24 protein-coding genes are annotated in these 22,344 nt (G+C 71.9%); 12 read left to right on the forward strand and 12 right to left on the reverse strand.

From position 1 onward, the window contains the following. Window positions 1-33 precede the first annotated feature (33 nt). The 7 genes from OG504_RS25790 to OG504_RS25820 all read left to right on the forward strand — a co-directional run bounded on the left by OG504_RS25790 (window position 34) and on the right by OG504_RS25820 (window position 5,753). Window positions 34-1,611 carry a sulfite oxidase gene (locus OG504_RS25790; RefSeq protein WP_405991945.1) on the forward strand — a complete coding sequence of 526 codons (1,578 nt, stop codon included), beginning with the start codon at window positions 34-36 and terminating at the stop codon, window positions 1,609-1,611. A gap of 71 nt (window positions 1,612-1,682) precedes the next feature. Next, window positions 1,683-2,333, forward strand: coding sequence for a fasciclin domain-containing protein (locus OG504_RS25795; RefSeq protein ID WP_405991946.1), 651 nt, complete (start codon window positions 1,683-1,685; stop codon window positions 2,331-2,333). A 168-nt stretch (window positions 2,334-2,501) separates the two neighbouring features. Next, window positions 2,502-3,008, forward strand: a complete 507-nt coding sequence (locus OG504_RS25800; RefSeq protein ID WP_405991947.1) for an Asp23/Gls24 family envelope stress response protein — start codon at window positions 2,502-2,504, stop codon at window positions 3,006-3,008. Between the two features lie 67 nt (window positions 3,009-3,075). Next, window positions 3,076-3,261, forward strand: a complete 186-nt coding sequence (locus OG504_RS25805; protein WP_405991948.1) for a hypothetical protein — start codon at window positions 3,076-3,078, stop codon at window positions 3,259-3,261. Beyond that, window positions 3,258-4,298 (forward strand): DUF6286 domain-containing Asp23/Gls24 family envelope stress response protein, encoded by a 1,041-nt coding sequence (locus OG504_RS25810; protein ID WP_405991949.1) that lies wholly within the window; start codon window positions 3,258-3,260, stop codon window positions 4,296-4,298. Before OG504_RS25805 ends, OG504_RS25810 begins: the two co-directional genes overlap by 4 nt. Next, complete coding sequence (locus OG504_RS25815; protein ID WP_405991950.1) at window positions 4,298-4,882, forward strand: hypothetical protein; 585 nt, start codon at window positions 4,298-4,300, stop codon at window positions 4,880-4,882. The genes OG504_RS25810 and OG504_RS25815 overlap by 1 nt, the downstream gene beginning before the upstream one ends. After that, on the forward strand, window positions 4,872-5,753 hold the full coding sequence (locus tag OG504_RS25820) for a YihY/virulence factor BrkB family protein (protein WP_405991951.1): 882 nt from the start codon (window positions 4,872-4,874) through the stop codon (window positions 5,751-5,753). Before OG504_RS25815 ends, OG504_RS25820 begins: the two co-directional genes overlap by 11 nt. On the opposite strand, the gene OG504_RS25825 is transcribed toward OG504_RS25820, so the two are convergent. The 10 genes from OG504_RS25825 to OG504_RS25870 all read right to left on the reverse strand — a co-directional run bounded on the left by OG504_RS25825 (window position 5,754) and on the right by OG504_RS25870 (window position 16,142). Next, window positions 5,754-6,191: a VOC family protein gene (locus OG504_RS25825; protein ID WP_405991952.1), complete on the reverse strand. Its 438-nt coding sequence runs from the start codon at window positions 6,189-6,191 to the stop codon at window positions 5,754-5,756. Window positions 6,192-6,219: 28 nt separating this feature from the next. After that, window positions 6,220-6,888 (reverse strand): alpha/beta fold hydrolase, encoded by a 669-nt coding sequence (locus OG504_RS25830; RefSeq protein WP_405996424.1) that lies wholly within the window; start codon window positions 6,886-6,888, stop codon window positions 6,220-6,222. A 62-nt stretch (window positions 6,889-6,950) separates the two neighbouring features. Further along, window positions 6,951-7,775 carry a DUF1295 domain-containing protein gene (locus OG504_RS25835; RefSeq protein WP_405991953.1) on the reverse strand — a complete coding sequence of 275 codons (825 nt, stop codon included), beginning with the start codon at window positions 7,773-7,775 and terminating at the stop codon, window positions 6,951-6,953. After that, window positions 7,772-9,058, reverse strand: a complete 1,287-nt coding sequence (locus tag OG504_RS25840) for a class I SAM-dependent methyltransferase (RefSeq protein WP_405991954.1) — start codon at window positions 9,056-9,058, stop codon at window positions 7,772-7,774. Before OG504_RS25840 ends, OG504_RS25835 begins: the two co-directional genes overlap by 4 nt. Beyond that, window positions 9,055-9,819, reverse strand: coding sequence for a DUF1365 domain-containing protein (locus tag OG504_RS25845; RefSeq protein ID WP_405991955.1), 765 nt, complete (start codon window positions 9,817-9,819; stop codon window positions 9,055-9,057). Before OG504_RS25845 ends, OG504_RS25840 begins: the two co-directional genes overlap by 4 nt. After that, on the reverse strand, window positions 9,816-11,102 hold the full coding sequence (locus OG504_RS25850) for an NAD(P)/FAD-dependent oxidoreductase (RefSeq protein WP_405996425.1): 1,287 nt from the start codon (window positions 11,100-11,102) through the stop codon (window positions 9,816-9,818). The genes OG504_RS25845 and OG504_RS25850 overlap by 4 nt, the downstream gene beginning before the upstream one ends. A gap of 162 nt (window positions 11,103-11,264) precedes the next feature. Then, window positions 11,265-12,476: a serine hydrolase domain-containing protein gene (locus OG504_RS25855; RefSeq protein ID WP_405991956.1), complete on the reverse strand. Its 1,212-nt coding sequence runs from the start codon at window positions 12,474-12,476 to the stop codon at window positions 11,265-11,267. Between the two features lie 178 nt (window positions 12,477-12,654). Beyond that, on the reverse strand, window positions 12,655-15,186 hold the full coding sequence (locus OG504_RS25860) for an FtsX-like permease family protein (RefSeq protein WP_405991957.1): 2,532 nt from the start codon (window positions 15,184-15,186) through the stop codon (window positions 12,655-12,657). Window positions 15,187-15,189: 3 nt separating this feature from the next. Continuing rightward, the gene (locus tag OG504_RS25865; RefSeq protein ID WP_405991958.1) at window positions 15,190-15,933 is read right to left on the reverse strand and encodes an ABC transporter ATP-binding protein; all 744 of its coding nucleotides are present in this window, start codon (window positions 15,931-15,933) and stop codon (window positions 15,190-15,192) included. Beyond that, window positions 15,930-16,142 (reverse strand): hypothetical protein, encoded by a 213-nt coding sequence (locus OG504_RS25870; RefSeq protein ID WP_405973107.1) that lies wholly within the window; start codon window positions 16,140-16,142, stop codon window positions 15,930-15,932. Before OG504_RS25870 ends, OG504_RS25865 begins: the two co-directional genes overlap by 4 nt. A 177-nt stretch (window positions 16,143-16,319) precedes the next feature. Here OG504_RS25870 and OG504_RS25875 point away from each other — a divergent pair, with 177 nt between their 5' ends. The 3 genes from OG504_RS25875 (at window position 16,320) to OG504_RS25885 (ending at window position 19,660) form a co-directional block, all read left to right on the forward strand. Then, the gene (locus OG504_RS25875; RefSeq protein ID WP_405991959.1) at window positions 16,320-17,603 is read left to right on the forward strand and encodes a sensor histidine kinase; all 1,284 of its coding nucleotides are present in this window, start codon (window positions 16,320-16,322) and stop codon (window positions 17,601-17,603) included. A gap of 74 nt (window positions 17,604-17,677) precedes the next feature. Beyond that, window positions 17,678-18,337, forward strand: coding sequence for a response regulator transcription factor (locus tag OG504_RS25880; RefSeq protein ID WP_405991960.1), 660 nt, complete (start codon window positions 17,678-17,680; stop codon window positions 18,335-18,337). 153 nt (window positions 18,338-18,490) lie between these two features. Continuing rightward, entirely contained in the window at window positions 18,491-19,660 is a 1,170-nt protein-coding gene (locus OG504_RS25885; protein WP_405991961.1) for a serine hydrolase domain-containing protein, read from the forward strand. Between the two features lie 174 nt (window positions 19,661-19,834). Here OG504_RS25885 and OG504_RS25890 read toward each other — a convergent pair whose 3' ends face one another. After that, on the reverse strand, window positions 19,835-20,308 hold the full coding sequence (locus tag OG504_RS25890; protein WP_405991962.1) for a hypothetical protein: 474 nt from the start codon (window positions 20,306-20,308) through the stop codon (window positions 19,835-19,837). Between the two features lie 234 nt (window positions 20,309-20,542). Here OG504_RS25890 and OG504_RS25895 point away from each other — a divergent pair, with 234 nt between their 5' ends. Then, window positions 20,543-21,286 (forward strand): hypothetical protein, encoded by a 744-nt coding sequence (locus tag OG504_RS25895; RefSeq protein WP_405991963.1) that lies wholly within the window; start codon window positions 20,543-20,545, stop codon window positions 21,284-21,286. Between the two features lie 41 nt (window positions 21,287-21,327). On the opposite strand, the gene OG504_RS25900 is transcribed toward OG504_RS25895, so the two are convergent. Further along, window positions 21,328-21,657 carry a hypothetical protein gene (locus OG504_RS25900; RefSeq protein WP_405991964.1) on the reverse strand — a complete coding sequence of 110 codons (330 nt, stop codon included), beginning with the start codon at window positions 21,655-21,657 and terminating at the stop codon, window positions 21,328-21,330. Window positions 21,658-21,915: 258 nt separating this feature from the next. On the opposite strand from OG504_RS25900, the gene OG504_RS25905 reads away from it, so the two are divergent. Beyond that, on the forward strand, window positions 21,916-22,221 hold the full coding sequence (locus tag OG504_RS25905; RefSeq protein WP_405991965.1) for a PASTA domain-containing protein: 306 nt from the start codon (window positions 21,916-21,918) through the stop codon (window positions 22,219-22,221). Window positions 22,222-22,344 lie beyond the last annotated feature (123 nt).

A 22,344-nucleotide genomic window follows, 5' to 3' on the forward strand; every position in this document is an offset into this window, starting at 1 on the left:
AATCCTCACCCCATTCGGTGCCGGATTCCCCCCGTGACCGAGAACGAGAAGAAATCCGCCACCGCACTGCTGCTGCCGCTCGCCGCGCTCAGCGGCGTGCTGGCGGGTCTCGCCGCGCTCGCGGTCGCCGAGGCCGTGGCGGGTGGGGTGCGTCCGCAGGCCGGGCCGGTCGTCGCGGTCGGGGGCGCGGCGATCGACCGTACGCCCGCCGCCGTGAAGGACTGGGCGATCCGCCATTTCGGCACGAACGACAAACTCTTTCTCCAGCTGGGAATTCTCGCGGTACTCGCGCTTTTCGCGCTGGCCCTGGGAATTCTCGCGCTGCGATTCCGGCGTACGGGGGCGGCCGGTGTGCTGCTGTTCGGCGTCGTCGGCGCCCTCGCGGCGACCGGCCGCCCGGATTCCACCGGGATCACGGACGCGCTGCCCTCGGTGGCCGGCGCCGTCGTCGGGGCCGTGGTGCTGTACGTGCTCGTGGGTCGCCTCCGGCCCCGGGTCCACACCTCCGCGCCTGCTGCGGGATGGGACCGGCGCGGTTTCGTGATCGCGGCGGGTGCCGCCGCCGTCGGGTCCGCCGGTGCCGGGCTGCTCGGCCGTTCGCTGAGCGGTGCCGGCGGCCGGGACGCGGTCGCCTCCCGCCGGAACCTGGTCCTGCCGGCGCCGGCCTCCCGGGCCCGGGCCGTACCGAAGGGCGCCCGGCTGCGCGTCCCGGGCGTCAGCCCCTTCGTCACCGCCAACAGCGACTTCTACCGCGTCGACACCGCCCTCGTGGTGCCGAAGGTCGACGCCACGACCTGGCGGCTGCGCATCCACGGGCAGGGCGTACGACACCCTCTCACCCTCACCTTCGACGACCTGCTGCGGCGCGAACTGGTCGAGCGCGACATCACGCTCACCTGTGTGTCCAACGAGGTCGGCGGCCCGTACGTCGGCAACGCGCGCTGGATCGGCGTACAGCTTGCGGATCTGCTCGCCGAGTTGGGGGTCAAACCGCCTTCCAAGGGCGGTACGGCCGACCAGTTGGTGGCGCGTTCCGTGGACGGCATGACGATCGGCAGCCCGGTCGAGGACGTGATGGACGGCCGCGACGCCCTCCTCGCCCTCGGCATGAACGGCGAACCGCTGCCCTTCGCCCACGGCTTCCCCGTCCGCATGGTCGTGCCCGGCCTGTACGGCTTCGTCTCGGCCTGCAAGTGGATCAAGGACATCGAGCTGACGACCTTCGATGCCTACGACCCCTACTGGGTCAAGCGGGGCTGGGCCCGCCGGGCGCCGATCAAGACCGAGTCGCGGATCGACACCCCGAAGCCGTTCGCCCGGCCGAAAGCGGGGACGGTGATGGTGGCCGGGGTCGCCTGGGCCCAGCACCGCGGCATCGACAGGGTCGAGGTCCGCGTCGACGACGGCCCTTGGCAGGAGGCCCGGCTGGCCGCGGAGGACACCCGCGACACCTGGCGCCAGTGGTCCTTCCCCTGGCAGGCGGCCAAGGGCGGCCACACCCTCACCGTCCGCGCCACCGACCGCACCGGCGCGGTGCAGACCGACCGACGGACCAGGACCATCCCCGACGGCGCGAGCGGATGGCACTCCGTGGTCGTGACCGTCGGCTGACCCCACAAGCCACTTTTCCCCTTCCCCTTATCACCGCAGCTCAGGCTGCACCGACCCGCAGGAGAAACACCATGAGTACTCGTATCCGCCGTACCGCGGTCGTCCTCGCCGCCTCCGCCGTGCTGCCGCTGGTCCTCAGCGCCTGCGGCAGCAGCGGCAGCGACTCCGCGAAGTCCGACGCCTCCACCAAGGCGTCCGCCGCCGCCACCGACAACAGCATGAGCGGCTCCGACGCCACCACGGCCGACCAGCCCTTCGGCACCGGCTGCGCGGCCGTCCCGAAGAGCGGTTCCGGTTCCTTCGACGGTATGGCGCAGGACCCGGTGGCCACCGCCGCGTCCAACAACCCGGCGCTGTCCACGCTCGTGGCGGCGGTGAAGAAGGCGGGGCTCGTCGACACCCTCAACAACGCCCAGAACATCACCGTGTTCGCGCCGACCAACGACGCCTTCGCGAAGATCCCGAAGGCCACCCTGGACAAGGTCCTGGCCGACAAGGCCCAGTTGACGAAGATCCTCACGTACCACGTGGTGGGGCAGAAGCTGACGCCCGCGAACCTGGAGAAGGGCTCCTTCGACACTCTGGAGAAGTCGAAGCTCACCACCTCCGGCTCCGGTGAGTCGTACACCGTCAACGACTCCGCGAAGGTCGTCTGCGGCAACGTCAAGACGGCCAACGCCAACGTCTACATCATCGACACGGTGCTGATGCCGACCGCCTGACGCCGACGGCGTGACGCCGATCGGCTGACGCCCCGAAGGATTTCCCGTGCCCGCCGCGTCACAGACGCGGCGGGCACGGGTCTGAAGAAGTGAGAGCACACCGGACACGAACCGGCGAACGCGACAGAAGAAGCCGCGACAGACGAAGCAGCGAAGAGAGGGCACACCATGACCACTCAGACAGCACCGCTCGCCACGGACGACCGGACCGGCACCGGCCGTACCGGCAAGGACCCGGCCACCACCGCCGTGTCCGGCGGCACCACTGGCGCCGACCAGCCCGCCGCCGACCGCGGCCGTACGTCGATCGCCGATGTCGTCGTCGTGAAGGTGGCGGGCATCGCCGCCCGCGAGATCCCCGGCGTCCACGACATGGGCGGCGGTCTCTCGCGGAGCATCGGCGCCGTGCGCGACCGCGTCCCCGGTGGCCGGCCGAACGTGGGGCGCGGCGTGAAGGTCGAGGTGGGCGAGCGGCAGACGGCCATCGATCTGGACCTGGTCGTCGAGTACGGGGTGTCCGTGATGGACGTCGCCCAGGACGTGCGGGAGAACGTCGTCTCCGCGGTGGAACGCATCACCGGCCTCGAGGTCGTCGAGGTGAACGTCACCGTCAACGACGTCCATCTGCCCGACGACGACGAGCCCGCGCACACCGGCGAGGCCCGGGTGGAGTAGGGCGGCCGGTCAGGGGCACGGGCAGGAGTGGAGTGGTGGATCGGGTGACAGGTGGAGGTGGACGGGCATGAGCACACCGTTCGTCGGGATGATCGCGGGCATGGCCCTGGCGTTCGCCGGCTGGTTCGGCGGCTTCGGCGCCTTCCTGCTCGTGGCCGCGCTCGGCGGCCTGGGCTGGGCGGTGGGCCGGTGGTTCGACCGTGGCGGCACCGTCCAGGACGTACGGGACGCCTTCGAACGGGGCCGTCGATGACCACGGCCGCGCAGCGGGAGACGAACCCGCCGCCGACCCAACACGGCGTCACCGCACCGGAGTTGACATCCTCACCCCAACACACCACCACCGCCCTGGAGTTGACATCTCCCGCCGCCTCCCTGCGCGGCACCACCACCGTCTCCGAGCGAGCCGTGCGCAGGATCGCCGAGCGGGCGACCGCCGAGGCGCTGCCCGGCCGTACGGCCAGGGCGACGGCGACCGTACGGGGCGGAAGGGCGGAGGTGTCGCTCGGGGTGACGCTTCCCTATCCGGCCCCGCTGGCCGAGGGCGCGCGGGACGTCCAGCGTCATGTGGTGGACCGGACAAGGGAGTTGACGGGCCTGGACGTACCGACCGCACACGTCGACGTCACCGCGCTCGCGCCGCCGACGTGCTCCCGCACTCCGGTGTCCCCGGCCGAGGACACCAACTCCCCTACGACGGCGCGGCGTTGGTGGTCCGGCCGCCGGACGCCCGTCACCCTGCTGACCCTGCTCGCCACCGTGGCCTGCGGAGCCCTCGCCCTCGACCTGATCCAGGTGCACACCGCGCACCGGCCGGCGGCGGCCTGGCGCATGTCGGCGGTGCACTGGCTGTCGGGACACGGCCCCGGCGACCCGGCGGTCGTGGTCGCGGGCGCGCTGACGGGACTGCTCGGCGTCTGGATGGTCGTCCTGGCCCTCACCCCCGGACTCCGCCACCGGTCCACCGTCCGTACGGCGGACGGGCGGGTCGACGCGGCGGTGGACCGTTCGGCGGTGGAGTCCCTGGTCCGGGACGCGGTGGGGGACGTACCCGGCCTCGCGTCGGTACGGGTGCGGGCCCGCCGCCGCCGGATCACCGTCCGCACGCGACTGGCCTTCGGCGACCGGACCATCGCACACGCCGCCGCTACGACCGCCGCCCGCGCCGCCGTGACATCCTGCCGACTACGACGCGAACCCCGCCTACGGGTCACGGTCACCCCGGACCCGGTGTGGCAACCGCCCGCACCACCGACAACCCCTCGTGTCGCCAAGGAAGTCGACCAGTGATGCGCACCGCCCGCACAGCCGTCAACCGGACCGTCCTCGGCGCCACCGGACTCGCTCTCCTCCTCACCGGATCGTGGCTGGCCGCGACGGACCGCACCCTCGCCCACCACCTGCCGTCCTGGTGGCCCACCGCCGCCACGGGCACGGTCCTCCTGAACCCGGACCGACTGCCGCGGCTGCGCGGTGAGGGCTGGTGGACGCCGACGGTGCTGGCCGCGTCGATCGGGCTGACCGTGCTGCTGGCGCTCTGGACGCTCGGGCAGCTGCGCACGGCCCCGGCCCGGCGCCTGACCCTCCCCTCCCCCGGCTGCACGGTGCGCCCCCAGGCGCTGGCCGAGGCGCTGGCGGCAAGGGCGGCGGCCGTCCCCGGGGTGGCACGCGGACACGCGAAGCTACTGCCCCGGCGCGGCAGGCGACTGGAGGTGGAGCTGCGGGTCTGGCTGACCCCGGACACCTCCCCGGACGCCGTGCTGCCCGCCCTGCGCGCGGTGACCGCCGAGGCGGACGCGGCGGCGGCCCCGTACACCGCGCACACCAGGCTCCGGCTGAGCGCCACCTCGCACCGCGCGCCCCATGTCCGCTGAGTCGTACATCGGCCGGGTCCGCCGCATCGCGGGGGCCCGGCCCCCGGCGGCCTGGTGGCCCGCGCTGCGCCGCACCCCGGTGTCCCTGTGGAACGACGACATCTCGGACTACGCGGCGGCGCTGACGTACTACGCGATCCTCGCGGTGCTTCCCGCCATGCTGGCGACCGTCATCGCGTTCGGCATGATCAGCCCGGAGACGGCCGAGGAGTTCGTCACCCACGTCACCGCGTACGCCCCCGCCGACTCCGGCACCGAACTGCACGCGGCCCTGACCCACGTCCTGCGCACGGACCGCACGGCCTGGCCCCTGCTGGTCGCGGGCAGCGTGAGCGCCCTCTGGTCGTCCACGAGCTACCTGGCCGTGTTCCGCCGAGCCCTGCACCGCATGCACGGCACCCAGGACCGCCGCTCGCCCTGGCGCAAGGCGCCGCGCATCGTGCTGACAGCGCTGGTGCTGCTCGGCCTGCTCCTCGTCGGTTCGCTCACGCTGCTGCTGACCGGCCCGCTCGCGGAGGCCGTGGGCCGCATGGCAGGCGTCGACGAAACCGCGGCCTGGGCCTGGGACCTCCTGCGCTGGCCGGTCCTCCTGTGCCTGGTGGCCCTCCTGGTCGTGGTCGTCTTCCACACCGGCCCCACCGGCGCCCGCCGCCGCAGCCACAGCCTCCCCGGCGGCGTCCTCGCGGCAGCCCTCTGGCTGATCGTCTCCGCCGGCTTCTCGACGTACGCCACGACGCTCGGCGCCTACAGCAGGCTCTACGGCTCCCTCTCCGGCAGCGTCGTGTTCCTCATCTGGCTGTGGTTGTCCAACCTGGCGTTGCTGAGCGGGGCGCAGTTCGCGGCGGAGCTGGCCAAGACCCGCGAGGCGTGACTAACCCCAGGTGCGGGAGCACAGGACGAGGCGGTAGCCGTCCGGGTCGGCGATGGTCACTCCGTGCTCGTCCCAGTACGGGTTGTGCGCGGGGACCCGGGTACCGCCGGTGACCACCAGACGCTCGACCAGGGCCTCTTCCACGGGCGTGCCCAGGTAGACCACGAAGAGGTCGTCCTCGGTCGGGGCCGGTTCCAGCGGATCCTCGGGGTCGTGGGTCAGCTCGAAGTGCCAGGACCCGCCGGGCGGGCCGACCATCAGGAGATCGTGCTCGCCCCGGACGCGCTCAGTGGTCCGCCACAGGACGTCGAGCCCGAGCCCGTCCACGTAGAAGCGTTCTGCCGCGGCGAGGTCCCGCGAGGGGCGGGCGACACGGATGTGTGTCGTGGAGTCGATCACGCCGGACCCGCCTGAGCCGGGGAGCACAGCCTCAGTCATGGACATGATCCTATGGCGGGAACACCGCTCAGAGCACCGGAATCTCCCCCGCCTCATAACCCCCCGCAGGCAAGGGGTCCGGGGAGGACCCAGGGTCGAGCAGATGGGCGACCAGTGCGGCCGCCGTGTGATGCCAGAGGCCGTGGCGGCGCAGCATCCCGTGGTCGCCGTCGGCGATGAACGCCAGGCCCGCCCGCGTCGCCCCCGCCTCCCGCGCCCGGCGTACGCAGTCCGCCGTCTCCGCGGGCGAGGTGACGTGGTCGCGTTCGCCGTGCAGGGCGACGACGTGACGCCCCGCCGCCTGCTCGACGGGTTCCCCCCGCGGCCACCACGGGGCGAGGGCGACCACGCCCGTCACCAGCGGGTGACCGGCGGCACGCAGAGCGGCCCGGCCTCCCATGGAGTGGCCGAGCAGCACGGTCGGTACGGGGCCGGTGAGTTCGGCCAGGGCGTCCAGTGCGCGCAGGGTGTCCTGGGCGGCGTCCGCGCGGTTGCCGTTCCAGCCGCGGAGGCGGTATCGGACCTGGGCCACCAGGACGTCCTGGAACGGCAGTTCGGCGATCACCGCGCGGACGACGGGGTTCATGCGCAGCGCGGCCAACTGCCGGGGCCGGGCCGGCCGTTCGCTCGTCTCCTGGCCGCCGTGCAGGACGAGGACGGCTGCCCGGGGGTGCGCCGGACGTCGGCGCACCTTCAACGGAGCGTGCCGATCGGCATGGTGGGTGCTGTCGTGCTGTGCCTCGATGAGGTACCCCTTCCTCACTCCCGCCCCGACCGCTCCGACCGCCTCGGCGGACGCGGGAGGAAACCGCTGGTGCGGGCACGGTACTCGGCGTATCCCGGCCGGTCGGCCATGTGCCGTTCCAGGAGGCGCTGTCCACTGCCCCGGGTCAACAACAGGCTCATCACCAGCGGCGACACGACGGACACGGCGGCGGCTGCCGGGGAGTCGCACGCGAGCAGGAACAGGCCCCACCACACGCAGAAGTCGCCGAAGTAGTTCGGGTGCCGGGTCCAGGCCCACAGCCCCCGGTCCATGATCCGACCCCGGTTCGCGGAATCCGCGCGGAAACGGGCCAGTTGGGCGTCCCCGACCGCCTCGAACCCGATGCCCACCGCCCAAAGTGCCGTACCGGCGGCGTAGTTGAGCACCGCAGGCCGGCCGGGCACGTACTGCGCGGCCTGCACCGGCAGGGACACCAGCCAGACCAGCCCGCCCTGGAGGAGATAGACCATGCGCAGGGCGTACGCGTTCCGGTTGCCGGGCGCCTTGGCCAACAGCCGTTCGTAGCGCGGGTCTTCACCATGCCCCCGGCCCCGGCGCACGATGTGGACCGCCAGCCGCAGCCCCCAGACCGCCGTCAGCGCCGTCACCAGAAGTCGTCGTACGACATCGCCCTCACCGGCGGAGACGGCGAAGGTCACGACGGCCACCGCCGTGAAGCCGAGGCCCCAGGCGACGTCGACGATCCGGTGCAGGCCCGCACGCACCGCCACGGCGAAGGTGACGAGCATGACCGCGAGAGCCGCGGCGGCGGACCAGGCGAGGTTGAGCGCGAACGCGCTCCAGGGGAAATCGTTCACGGCCGGACCACACCCTCGGCGGAGTTCGGTTTGGTGAACAGGTACTGCTGGACGTCGAGGTAGCCGGACCTGAACCCGGCCTCGGAGTAGGCGAGATAGAACGTCCACAGGCGGTGGAAAACCGCGTCGAAGCCGAGCGCCGCCGCCTCCCCGGCCCGCTCGGTGAACCGTTCGCGCCACAGCCGCAGGGTCTCGGCGTAGTGGGCGCCGAAGGCGTCGCGGCGGGCGAGGCGCAGGCCGGTGTGGTCGCGGGCGGTCTCCTCGATCGCCTCCGTGGAGGGGACGAGGCCGCCGGGGAAGACGTACTTGTGGATCCAGGTGAAGGTGTCCCGGGCGGCGAGCATCCGGTCGTGCGGCATGGTGATGGCCTGGAGCGCCAACCGGCCGCCGGGCGCGAGCCGTTGGTCCAGGGCGCGGAAGTACACCGGCCAGAACTCGGCGCCGACCGCCTCGATCATCTCCACACTGACGACGGCGTCGTACGTCCCCGACGCCTCGCGGTAGTCGCGCAGTTCGACGGAGACCCGCTCGCCGAGACCGGCGGCGCGCACCCGTTCCACGGCCAGGTCCCGTTGTTCGCGGGAGAGGGTGAGCGAGGTGACGCGGGCGCCCCGGGCGGCGGCCCGCAGGGCGAGTTCGCCCCAGCCGGTGCCGATCTCCAGGAGCCGGGTGCCCTCGCCCACGTCGGCGAGGTCCAACAGCCGGTCGATCTTGCGGTGTTGGGCCGCCGCCAGGAGGTCGTGGCTCGCGGGGAAGCCCCGGAAGACGGCCGAGGAGTAGGTGAGGGTGTCGTCGAGGAAGAGGGCGAAGAGGTCGTTGGACAGGTCGTAGTGACGGCTGATGTTGGCGCGGGAGCCGTCGGGTGTGTTGCGTTCGGCGTGCGGGTGGCGCGGTGCCCACAGTGCGCGCAGCCGTTGCAGCGGGGCCGGGATCAACTCGGCCATGTGCCCGGCCAGTACGGTCAGGGCGGCCACCGGGTCGGGGGCGTCCCACTCACCGGCCATGTACGACTCGCCGAACCCGACCAGGCCCTGGGTGCCGACGCGGGCGTGGAACGCGGCCGGGTCGCGGACGTCGATCAGCGGGCCGCCCTTGCCGACGTCCGGGGACCCCGCGAACCGTGCCCGGAGCGGGAGTTGGGCGAGGGCTCGTCGGACGAGGGCCGCGGTGAGGGCCGTGCGAAGGCGGGAGGCGGGCGGTACGGCGGCGACGTCGGGCCAGTCGGCGGGGTCGACGGCGGCGGTACGCACACGGGAGGTGGTGCGGGGTTCTGCTGTCGTCATGTCACGTTCTCCGGGGCGCGGTGGTCGTCGGTTCGGGGCTGAACGGGCAGTCCCCGCAGGTAGAGCCGTATGCCGTGGAAGCGGATCGCGGCCGACACGGCGAGGGTGGACCAGGGGTGGCGCAGCGCCAGCCGCAGCAGGCGCGCGGTGCTCGCCTCGCGCCGGGTGCCGCGTACCGTCGCGGTGAAGGCACGGTCGCCCTCGCGGTCCAGGTGGACGGTCAGGGCGAGTTGGGGACCGGGCGTCGGCAGTCGCATGCGGTAGCCGCCGTCGACCGGGAAGAAGGGCGAGACGTAGAGCTTCTTCTCGGCGCGCGCGGTGCCGGAGGCGTCCGGGTGCAGCAGATAGCAGTGCCGACCGCCGTAGGTGTTGTGCACCTCCGCGACCACGCAGCGCGGTTCCGGTTCCCCGTCGGGGCCGTAACACCAGTACAGGGTCAGAGGGTTGAAGACGTACCCGAACACTCGAGCGTGGGCCAGCATCACCACCCGGCCGCCGTCCAGGTGCACGCCGTGCTCGGCGAGGAAGGCGTCGAGGCCGGCCCGGATCGAGGGCAGGTCGCCGCCGGTGAAGTGGTCGCGCGGGTCGAACCGAGCCAAGGGGCGGAGCAGGCGCGGGAGTTGGGGCGGGTGGTCGGGATCTATGAGCCACATGTACGTGCGGTGCCGCAGCGCGTAGCGGCTCGGGGTGGTGCGGACGTGCGCGATGGTGCAGGAGTACAGCGCCGGTACCGAACTCCCCCGCACGGCAACGGCGTTCACCACCGCACCCCCAGCGCCGCCGCGGCCTCGACACCCGACCGGCAGCCGTCCTCGTGGAATCCCCAGCCGTGGTAGGCGCCCGCGAACACGCAGACGTCACCGGCGAGTTCGGGCAGCCGCTGCTGCGCGGCCACCGACTCGGGGTTGTAGACGGGGTGTTCGTAGACCATGCGGGCCAGCACCCGGCCGGGGTCGACGCGGTCCTCGCCGCCGAGGGTGACCACGAACGTCTCGGTGGCGTCGAGGCGTTGGAGCCGGTTCATGTCGTAACTGACCTGCACCTGGCCGGAGTCGGCCGTGCAGGACGGCATCAGATGGTTCCAGGAGGCGCGGGCGCCCGGGGCGCGGGGCAGCAGCCGGGTGTCGGTGTGCAGGAGCGTGGTGTTGCGGGAGTACGGGAACGCACCCAGCAACTCCCGCTCCAGATCGGTCGGTTCGGCGAGCAGCCGGAGCGCCTGGTCCGGGTGGACGGCGATCACGACGGCGTCGTAGGACTCGGTGCTGCCGTCCTCGGCGGTGATGTCCGCGCGGTCGGCGTGACGGCGTACGGACCGCACGGGGGTGGACGTGCGGATCTCGCCGATGTGCTTGGCGATCCGGTCGACGTAGGTGCCCGAGCCGCCGGTGACCGTGCGCCACACCGGTGATCCGCTCACCGACAGCAGGCCGTGGTGCTCCAGGAAGCGGAACAGGTGGGCGGCCGGGTAGCGTTGGGCGGTTTCGGCGTCGCAGGACCACACGGCCGACACCATCGGTGTGACGAAGTGGGCGCGGAAATAGGCGCAGTAGCCCTCCCGGTCGAGGAACTCCCCCAGGGTGAGGGCCTCTTGACCGCCCCGGGCCAGCAGGCGGCGGGCCGCGCGGTGGAAGACGGGCACCTCGCCGAGCAGCCGCAGATAGCGGGGTCGCAGGAGGTTGCGGGGCTGCGCGAAGAGCCCGGCCGGGCCGCGCGCACCGGCGTACTCCAGCCCGCACCCCTCACAGCGCACGGACATGCTCATCTCCGACTCCTGCGTGGGGACGCTGAGTTCGTCGAAGAGCCGCAGCAGGCGTGGGTAGGTGCGCCGGTTGTGCACGATGAACCCGGAGTCGACGCGGTGCACCCGCCCGTCGTGCGCCGACGTCAGCTCATGGGTGTGCGCGTGCCCGCCGAGCCGGTCGTCCGCCTCGTACAGGGTGACGTGACCGGCCCGGCCCAGGATGTACGCGGCGGTCAGCCCCGCCACCCCGGAACCGATCACGGCGGTCCGGCGCCCGTGCCGCACTGTCCGCTCCATCGCCATCTCCGTCACGTGTCCTCCCGCCGGTCAGGGGTTCACGCGTAATCCGGATCAGGTCGGGCGGCGGATTGGCCGAATGTCGAAACGGGTGGTGGGCCACCCGGACCGACACGAAACCCCCAGGTCGATGACCCGGGGGTGTGGTGTCGAGCGGGCGGGACGTCTCTAGCGCGTGGGGGTCGAGCCGTCGTAGACGTGACCGGGCGTGGCGATCTGGGTGATCGCGCGGGCGAGCAGGGTGGACGGCTCCTGGCCCCCGGTGGTGATGTCGGTGTTGATCAGCACGACCAGGGTCGCCTTGAGGGCGGGGAGGTGGACGGTCACGGACTCGTAGCCCGGGATGGAACCGTTGTGCCCGATCCAGCCGCCGGTCTCGAAGATGCCGAGGCCGTAGTCGAGGCCGGGGAATCCGGTCGGCAGCACCTTCAGCCGCTGCTTCTGCGTCTCGGGGCTGAGCAGTTCGCCGGTGGCGACGGTCTTCGCCCAGCTGCGCAGGTCGTGCATGGTCGAGATCATCGCGCCGGCCGACCAGGCCCAACTCGGGTTCCAGTCGGTGGAGTCGGCGACCGCGCCGGTCAGCGTCTGGTTGGTGTAACCGTGCGCGTGCGGCTCGGGGAACTCACGGACGTTCGGGCCGTCGGGGAACAGCGTCTGGTCCAGGTGGGCCGGGCGCAGCACCCGCCGGTTGATGACGTCGGCGATGTGATGGCCGGTGACCTTCTCGATCACCAGGCCGAGCAGGACGAGGTTGCTGTTGTTGTAGACGAACACCTTGCCCGGCGCGCCGGTGTTGCGGTGCTTGTAGCCGTACGCGAGCAGCTCCTGCGGGGTGAACGTGCGGGTCGGGTCGCTCAGCAGGTCGTGCGCGAAGCCGGCGTCGGCGCTGTACGGGAACAGGCCGCTGCGCATCTCGGCCAGGTGGCGCAGGGTGATGTGCCGGCCGTTCGGCACGCCGTGGACGTAGCGCGAGATCGGGTCGTCCAGGCCGATCCGCCGCTCGTCGACGAGCTGGAGCAGCGCGGTGACCGTGAAGGTCTTGGTCTCGCTGCCGATCCGCGAGTAGAAGTCGGTGCTCATCGGCTGCCGCGTGGCCTTGTCGGCGACACCGGTCGCCCGGACGTAGCACCCCTTGCCCGGCATCCACAGCCCGACGGCGACACCGGGGATGGCGGCCTTCTTGCGGACGTCCGCGATCGCCTTGTCGAGCCGGGCGCTCACACCACGGCCGAGGCCGTCGGACGAGCAGTGGTCCTGGTCGCGCGGGTCGGGGTGGACCACCGCGGTGGCGTCGGCGGAGGTCGCCATCACCGGGGCGGCCAGTACGGACGCCATCAGCAGCGCGGCTGCCAGGAGTCGTCGGGAGGGGGTACGTCGCATGTGGGGGCGCTTCTTCCGGATCGGGGGTGGGGCTGCCACGGCACCATCCGGAGTCGGGCGGGAGGTCCTCCTGCGGCACCCATCCCGGCGAGTCCACTCGTTCGGACCGATGTTCGCCTGTGGCACGTGAACCCGCACAAACGCTCCCATAACGGGATCTTCACCCCGCCATACCCACTCACTGAGCCCGGATCGCATCCGCCGGCGGAGTCCGCAGCGCCTGCCGGGTGGGCAGTTCGATGGTGAGGAAGGCGATGACGGTGACCGTGAGCGCGAGTCCGGGCAGCAGCCAGACCGGACCCGCAGGCCAGGGGTGGCCGAGGAAGCCCTGGCCCAACAGCGCCAGCGGGATCGCGGAGAGCAGGAGTGCCGTGGTGAGCGCGGTGGCCGCCGTCACCGCGGCCTCGCGGCGCATCATCGCGCGGATCTGGCGGGGGGTCGTGCCGTTGAGGCGGAGGGCACCCAGCTCGACCCGCCGCTGGGCGGTGGCCGCGACCAGTTTGTTGGCGATGCTCAGCAGCAGATAGACGAGGAGCACCACAATCGTCGCGAGGTTGATCCACACCTCGGGCGGAGCGTCCTTGAGGCCGCCGGTGGAAGGGGAGTTGGCGGGTCCGAGGGTCAGGCCGGGGTGGGCGGCGGTGAGGGCCGTGAGGTTCTGCCGTGCCTTCGCCGAGCCGTCCGTACGGATCAGGAGGGACTGGTCGAGGGCCGTGGTCGTGTGCCCGGCGGCCAGGTCGTGGGACAGCACCACCGTGCCGAAGCCGAGCCCCCGCCCGTACACGGCAACGACCTTGGCGGCGACGCGAGTTCCGTCCCCGAGGACCAGATCCACCGTGTGCCCCACCCCCGCGGAACGCGTCCGCGCCACATCACTGCTGACAGCGACCGTCGTACCGGACAGCCGACTCAGGCTGCCCTCCCGTACGTCGAGGTCGAGAACGCCCGCCGCGTCCGGCGTGAGGATCGTCGCCGAACCCGACTCGACCGCCGGGTCACCGAACTGCCGGTACTCCCACACCACGGTGCTCGTCCCGACGGGAGCGGCGGCCTTCACCCCGGCCGTCCTGCGTACGGCGGCGAGGGTGTCGGCGGGAAGTCCGCCCAACGCCGGTGCGCTCAGGCGCAGTTGGGCCAGCGTCCCGGTGCTGGTGTCCTGGGCGGTCGCGGCCAGCACAGTCGTCTGCGTGAAGGTGTACGTCAGCACGAACACGACCGCCATGGCCAGCGTGGAGACGATCCCCGCGTTGCGCAGGGCGTAGGCGCGCAGGTTGGCCATCGCCAGCCAGGTCGGCGCGGAGGCCCCCGACCTGGTCAATCGCGCCGCCGCACCGCCGATGCCCCGCACCAGCGCCGGTCCCGCCATGGCCAGCCCGATCGCCCCGATGATCCCGGCGAGCGAGGTGGCCGTGGCGCCGATGACCGTGCGGGAGAACAGCGGCAGGGCCGACATGACCGTCGCCACGACGATGACGGCCACGCCGATACGGGTCCGGACCCGCGACGGATTCCGCGGCTCGCTCCGCGACTCGGCGACCGCCTCGGTGGCCGGCATCCGCGAGGTGCGCCACGCCGAGCAACGGGCCGACACCTGCACGGCGAGGATCATGAGCACGATCGCCGCCAGCGCGGGCAACGGGCTGAAGGTCAGGGGGAGTTGGGACGGGATGACGCCCCGGTCCGCGAGCAGCCCGCGGAACTGTCCGGCCAGCAGATAGCCGAGCCCCACTCCGGGCGCCACGGCGACCGCGGCCACGACGGTGGACTGCGCGGCGGCCAGCCTGCGGATCTGCTTCGGGGTCGCGCCGACGGCCCGCATCAACGCCAGGTCCCGCCGCTGCCCACCGATCGCCACGGCCAGCGCGCTCGCCATCACGAACCCGGTGATCAGCAGAACGATCCCGGAGAGCGACCCGGCGAGCAGCACGAGCAGCGAGCGTGAGGCTCCGGCCCCGGGTGCGGCCGTGTCGCCCCGTTCGGCACCGGTGACGGTCAGCAGTCCGGTGCCCTTCAGCTTCGTACGGACCTCGGCGGCGACCCGCTCCTCGGCACCGGGCGCGGTGCGGAGGCCGACCAGATCGACACGGCCGGAGTGAGCAGCGAGCCCTACGGCTGTCTGGTCGGCGAAGTAGACGCCCGCGCCTGGTGCGTCGACCACGGCGGACACGCGATAGCCGCTCGCGGGGCGGGAGTTGACGACGACCTGGACACGGTCGCCCTGCTTGATACCGGCCGCGGCGGCGGTCGCGCTGTCCACGGCGACCTCGCCGGAAGCGGTCGGCGCGCTGCCGGTGACCCGCGCCCCCGCCAGCAGCTTCGTCGAGGACCAGCCGTGCCCCGCCACCTGAGGATCCCCGGACGACGACGCCACGACCCGACCGTGCGCGTCGACGAGAGCGGCCGGGAAGCCGATGTCGCCGACGGACGTGGTCACGCCCGGCAACCCGCCCAGTTCGCCGACCAGTTGAGCCGGGATCCTACGGCGTTCCGGCAGGGCGAGCGGGAGATCGCCGGGCGGGTGGAACTCCTGGTCGGCCGCGACGACGACCGACGCTCCGGCGAGGCGCCCGGCGGGCAGGTGGGAACGGAGGCCGGACTCGGCCAGCACACCGGTGGCGGTGATCAGTGCCGCACCGCCGAGGACCGCGCAGGCCACGGCGATCAGCGCGGTGACGCGGTGCCCGACCATCTGTATCGCGAGACGGAACATGGCTCAGACCCTCCCCAACTCAACGAGACGAGCAGCCAGTTCGTCGGCGGTCGGCGCCTTGAGGGCGTCGACCACGCGACCGTCGGCCATCACCAGCACGTGGTGGGCGCGGGCGGCGGCGGCCGGGTCGTGGGTGACCATCACGACCGTCTGGTGCAGGTCGTTCACGAGGTCGCGGAGCAGGTCCAGGACCTCGTGGGCGCTGCGCAGATCGAGCGCGCCGGTCGGTTCGTCGGCGAACACGACCGCCGGTCGGGCCACCAACGCCCGTACGACTGCGGCCCGTTGCTGCTGTCCGCCGGACAGCTCGGCCGGGCGGTGGGACAGCCGGTCGGCCAGCCCGACCCGTTCCACCAGCGTGCGCAGCCAGTCGCGGTCCGCTCTACGGCCCGCCAGCCGGAGCGGCAGCGTGATGTTGTCCTCGATGGAGAGGGAGGGGATCAGGTTGTACGCCTGGAACACGAACCCCACGCGCTCGCGGCGGAGTTGGGTGCGCTTGGTCTCGTTCAGCCCGGCGATCTCGTGACCGTCGATGCGGACGCTGCCCGACGTCGGGGAGTCGAGCCCGGCGGCGCAGTGCATCAGCGTGCTCTTGCCGGAACCCGAAGGCCCCATCACGGCGAGGAAGGTGCCGCGTTCCACGGTCAACGACACGTCGTCCAGGGCCCGTACGCCTCCGGGGTAGGCCTTGCTGACGCCCTCCAGGGCGATCGCGGCGGCGGTCATGGTGGTTGCTGTGGTGTTCATCGCCGGCCCCGCAGGTTGCGTACGACGAGGGTGCCCGCGCACAGGACGGTGACCGCGCCGCACACCAGGTGCACCCAGGTGTCGGCACCGCCGAAGGAGGCCGCCATGTTGGTGAGCGCGCTGGCCACGACCACGGTCCAGAGCAGGGTGCGGGCGATCTCACCCCGGGTGAGACGGTCGGGTTCGGTGGTCGTCGTCTGCGACGTCATGGGGCTTCTCCCGTGGTGCTGAGCGGTGCGTTCCGGGGGTCCGGCTGTCGTCGTCGACGCTATGGATCAGCACCCCTCGCGGCCGATCCCGCAGCCCGCCCGGTTCGGGGTACAGCAGGCTGTACTCCCCTCTTCCTCCGCCCACGGATAACTCACGTACGGCATAAGGTCGTTCGCATGACAGCGAGCACGAACGAGGCGGGCGGTGGGGCGGCCGCCCGACGCGAGAGCTTCAAGGACATCGCGCTACGGACCCTGAGCGCCGCAGGCCGGGCCGTCGGCCAGCTCGCCTCCGGCCTCAACACCGCTGTGCTGGCAGCCCTGTTGCTGCTCCTGCTGGCCCTCACCGCCGTGACGAGCGTGGCCGGGGTCGGGCTGCTGACGGCCCCCGCGTCGCTGCGCGCCCTGCACGCCCTGGCCGGCCGCGAACGTGACCGGCTCGCCCGCTGGGGCCCCGAGGTCGTAGCCCCGCAGCCCCCGCCCACGCGGCTGCGGGCCGCCCTCGTGGACCCCACCACCCACCGCGAACTGCGGTGGCTGCTACGGCACTCCACCCTCGGCCTGCTGCTCGGGCTGCTCGGCGTCCTGTTGCCGATCACGGCCGTGCGGGACAGCGCGTTCCCGCTGTACTGGACGTTCATGCCGGAGAACACCACGGCCACGTCGCTCGGCATCGGCAACGCGCACACCTGGCCGGACGCCCTCGCCGTGGCGCTGCTGGGCGTGGGCTGGGTCGCGATCATCCTGGGGCTGGCGCCCGGCATGGCCCGGCTGCAGTCGGGGCCGGGGCGACGGCTCCTCGCGGCCGGTCCTGACGTCGATCTCTCCCTGCGTGTAGCGGAGTTGACCGCGACCCGAGCCGCCGCGCTCGACGCGCACGCCACCGAACTCCGGCGCATCGAGCGCTCGTTGCACGACGGCGCGCAGAACCGCCTTGTCTCCGTGGCCGTGTTGCTCGGAGCGGCCCGCCGCATGGTGGCCCGTGACCCGGCCGGCGCCGACGAACTCCTCGAACGCGCCCAGTCCGCCGCCGAGACGGCGCTGGCCGAGCTGCGGACGGTCGCGCGGGGCATCCTGCCGCCGGTGCTCGCCGACCGGGGGCTCGCGGGCGCGCTCTCCGGCCTCGCCGCGGACTGCGCGGTGCCGTGCCGGATCGACGTGGACGTACCCGCCCGCTGCGCGGCCTCCGTCGAGGCGACCGCCTACTTCGTCGTCGCCGAGGCCCTGACCAACATCGCCAAACACAGCCGTGCCCAGCACGCCACGATCACGGCACGCGGCAACGGCGGCCGCCTCGTCCTGCGCGTCGAGGACGACGGCCGGGGCGGTGCCGACGCCGAGGGCGGCTCGGGCCTCACCGGCATCCGCCGCCGTATCGCCGCGCATGACGGCGACCTCACCCTGACCAGCCCACCGGGCGGCCCGACCGTCCTCACCGTGGATCTCCCTTGTGGCCGGTGAGTTGGGGACCGTGACGAGCAACGGGGGCCTGCAATGCGGAACTTGAGTTACTCGAACTGTGGAGCGTGACTGCCATGCGGATCGTGATCGCCGAGGACGACCCGTTGCTGCGCGAGGGCCTCGCCCTGCTGCTGCGCGCGGAGGGCCTGGACGTGGTGGCCACCGCGGGCACCCCCGACGAAGCCCTCGACGCCATCGACGTACACAAACCGGACGTCGCCATCCTCGACGTACGGATGCCGCCGACCCACACCGACGAGGGCATCGTCGCCGCGGTCGAGGCCCGGCGCCGACGGCCCGACCTGGCGGTGCTGGTGCTGTCGGCGTACGTGGAGCAGAGCTTCGCGACCGAGCTGCTCGGCGGCGGGGTGAGCGGTCTCGGCTATCTGCTCAAGGAACGGGTGGGCCGGGTCGAGGAGTTCCTCGACGCCCTGCACCGCGTGGCGGCCGGCGGCACCGCCATCGACCCGGAGGTCGTCGCCCAGCTCTTCACCCGCTCCCGCCAGGACACCCGCCTCGACCGGCTCAGCCCCCGCGAACGGGACGTACTCGCCCTGATGGCAGAGGGGTTGGGCAACTCCGCCATCGCCGAGAAGCTCGTCGTCACCGACGGCGCCGTCCACAAACACATCCGCAGCATCTTCGCCAAGCTCGACCTGTCCCCGACGGACCAGGTGGACCGCCGGGTCGCCGCCGTCCTGCGCTACCTGGAGGACCTACGACGGCTGGGCTGAGGTTTTCCCCAGTCCCTCGGTACAGCAGGCTGTACGCCGGACCGGCCCGCGCACTGGATCGATCACCGCGCGCCGTCTCCCTAGGTTGGTGAACACGCCGGAACACACCGTGAGTCCGGTGTTCCGAACCACCAACACCCAGGGAGACAGCACATGTTGACGCTCCGTCACCTCACCGCCGTAGCAGCACTGGCCGCCGTAGGACTGGGCCTCGCGACGCCCATGGCGAGCGCCACGGAATCCCGGCAGCGCACCACCCCGACCCTCCAGCAGAGCGTGGACGCGATCGAGAAGACGGGCACCGTCGCTGTCGTGGCCCAGTCGACGGGTCCAAACGGACGGCGTTACGCCACCACCGGAGTCTCCGACACCGCCACGGGCCGGGCGGCCCGGGTGACCGACAGGTTCCGGATCGCGAGCAGCACCAAGGCCTTCGTGTCGACGGTGATGCTCCAACTGGTGGGCGAGGGACGGGTGTCGCTGGACGACACGGTCGAACACTGGCTGCCCGGCACGGTGTCCGGGAACGGGAACGACGGAAACGCCATCACCGTAAGGCAGTTGCTGAACCACACCAGCGGACTCTTCAACTACACCGCAGACTTCCCCGAGATCAGCACGGTGGCGGACTTCGAGGCCGACCGCTACACCACCTGGACCCCGCAGCAGTTGGTGGCCGTCGCGATGCGCCACGCCCCGGACTTCGCGCCGGGCACGCAGTGGGAGTACTCCAACACCAACTACATCCTCGCCGGGATGATCATCCAGAAGGCCACCGGCCACACCTGGCAGCAGGAGGTCACCCGGCGCATCATCCGCCCGCTGGGCCTGCGCGACACCTCCGCCCCCGACACCTCGTCCCGCATCCCCGGCCAACACCTGCACGGCTACTCGGGCTTCGGCGGATCCGGCGCGACCATCGACGTCACCGACCTCAACCCGACGGCGGCTGGTTCCGCCGGGGCGATGATCAGCACGACGAACGACCTCACCCGCTTCTTCTCGGCCCTCCTGGGCGGCAGGCTCCTGCACCCGGCCCAACTGGCAGAAATGAAGACGACGGTACGAGCCGCCTCCCTCGACCCCGTCTGGCCCGGCGCCCGCTACGGCCTGGGCCTGATGCAGATCCCCCTGAGCTGCGGCGGCGTCTACTACAGCCACGCCGGCGACCTGATGGGCTACACCACCCGCGACGGCGTCAGCCCGGACGGCCGCCACACCGTGGTCCTGGAGGCAACGGGCGACGGCGCGTCCGACCTGTCCACGGAGATGGCACAGAACGCGCTGATCGACACGGAACTCTGCGCCGCAGGTGGGAAGTAGAGGAAGCTCGGTCGGCGGCGTCCACGAGCGCGGGTGTGTCACCGAACGCGGCGAGCAGTTTCCGGTCGGTGACACCGGCGCGTTCCTGGGCCGCCGTCCGAGGCCGCTCCCAGCACAGCACAGGTGGAAAGCGTGTGCAGCCGACCGATCCGTCCACGCTCCGCCTCGGCTGCGCTACAGCTGGCGGGGGTCCTGTCCGAGGATGACCGGGTCTTCGGTCCGCAGCCGGAACGCCGCGTACACGCCCAGGCTCCTGCGCGCGGCGATGTAGTACTCGTCGCGCTTCTCCTGGAATTCTCTGAACGCCCGCATCCAGTCTTCCGCCGTACCGGAGCGCATGTCACGTACGAACTGCTCCAGGACCCACGCATGGCGTTGCAGTGTCCTCGCGGCCGAGATGGTCTCGGCGTCGCCCATCAGGAGGACGGCCTCGAAGGCATACCCGCGCTCCAGTTCAGCGTCGGCCAGGCGCTCCAGACCGACATCCTGAGCGAGCGGTTGGGGCAGGTCGAAGAGCCCTTTGCCCGCTGCCAGACGGCCGGCCACCGATGTGAACTTCTTGATGGCGTCGGCATATCGGAGGTAGGCGTCCAAGCGGCGCTCGTCCCACCTCGTCGAGAGCTGGCGACGCCATCGGGCCCGCTCCATCAACGCTCCACCGACGTAGGAAGCGACTGCGCCGACGAGCACCCCCATCAAAGTGAACAGCTCTCCCGACATGTCCCCCACCGATCGGCTAGACGCCGGAGGAACAGTACTGACCCGGTGCCACCGCGGAAAGATCAACGTGCACCGGCCGTTGCACAGCCGCCGAGAACGGCAAGGGCCTCGGCCGACCGGAGGCGGCCTCCTCGCCCCCGGCCGCTCCGGCAGAATGCAGGCGTGTCCCTCGACGACATCGACCCCATCGCCGCCATAGACGCCGTGAACTGGTCGGCGATACCCAACCCGACGGGGGACCCGAGCGACGATCCGCAGCGCGTCGCCCACGCGCTGCGGCTGCTGACCGTGTCCACCACCGCCAACGAGACGGGTGACGCGGCAAGCCTTCTCGCCGGCGGGGGCTTCGTGCACGAGCACTCCGGGATGGTGTTCCCGGCCGCCTGCGCGGCCACCCCGATCCTGCTCCACCTCGTCGAGCACGGCCGACGACCGCGCATCAGAGCCGCGGCCCTCGGGCTCGTGTTCGACGCACTGTGCTTCCTGCCGCTCGCCGGCCTCAACCGGGTGGACACCGACCACGGCCGCAACGTCCCGCTCTGCTGCGCGATAGCGCGGCACATCCGCACCCGTCACCCCGCCGCGCTCCTCGCCCACGGACGTTACGGCAGGAAACTCCTCGCGGAAGCCGAACTGCACTGGCGGCTGACCATCGAGGAGTCAGAGCTCCAGCCCGACGGCGGCCTGACCGCGATCGCCGCGCTCGAAGGCACGCCCTCCCCGACACCGGTCGAGGCCGAACTGCACATCCCGCCCTTCGCGCAACCGGTTCTGACGGTACGTATCGACGCCCTGACCACCGACGCGTCCGGCGCCGCGTGCCTCCACCTCGCGCCGGCTCCTTCCGGGACGGTCGTCCCGGGCTCCACACTCTTCTCGGCCGAGTGCGGCCTCAACGAGCACTGAACTCGGCTTCGCAGCACGGCCGTTGCCCCCACCCGGAATGCTCAGCGCGCCAGTCGCCACGTGTGGCCGGTGTCGCCGGGGAAGGCGGACGGGACCGGGAGACCTAGGACGTAGTCCCGTACCTCCTCGAAGAGGTCGGGGCGGACGTACATGTCGTGGGAGACCAGCGACAGGTGTGCCCGGTAGGTGGCCGCGTCGAAGGGGTGGCTGGCGGGGTTCGGGGCCGGTGTCTCCAGGGGGGTGACGGCGGCGTCGACACGGCCGGCGAGGTCGGTGAACGCGGCGTTCGGGGTGGTGGTGGACGCCGTAGACCATGCCGATGCACTGGTGGCGGACGCCCGCGTTGTGGACGGTGAAGTCGGGGACGTCACCCACGGCACGGGAGACCGCCTCGATCAACTCCCCCTCCGGGCCCGGGACATGGCGCCTGCCGGCACATCCCGGGCGTCAGACCCCGGACCCCGGATCCCGGGTCGGCCGACCCGGAGCAGGGCGCCCCCGAGGATGAGAGTCACCAGTACCGCAGTACCGGTGCGCACGGCGAAGTGCCGCCTCAGGGCGCAGGGATCCGGCCTGTCCGACTCGTAGGTTCGAAGTCACCCGCCGGATGAACACCGGGAGAGCGCCCGATGCGCAGGTTTCTCGTCGCGGTCGTGATCATCGCCGCTCTGCTGGCCCTGTCCAACCACAGCAAGAAGCAACGGGCCACCCTGCCCGACCTGCGCGGCCTCACGCTGTCCCACGCCCAGGACCGGGCCCGCGCCCAGGGCTTCAACCGTGTCGAGTCCCAGGACGCCGGCCCTGAGGCCCGGCCCCAACTGCTCGCCGGCGACTGGAAGGTGTGCTCCCAGATACCGGGTCCCGGAACGCACGCCGTGACCACCCTGGTCGCGGTGACCGTGGTGAAGAGCGGCGAACGATGTCCCCGCACCTGAATTCCGAGGGGTGCCGAAGTTCCGGGGGCTGCCAAGGTCGGCCCCGGCTGCCCGGCCACCCGGCCCGGCTCACCCACCAGATATGTGCAGGCTGCACACTTGCAGAGTGAGTTAGGTAACCCT

Source organism: Streptomyces sp. NBC_00986 (assembly GCF_045162565.1).
Classification (GTDB): Bacteria; Actinomycetota; Actinomycetes; order Streptomycetales; family Streptomycetaceae; genus Streptomyces.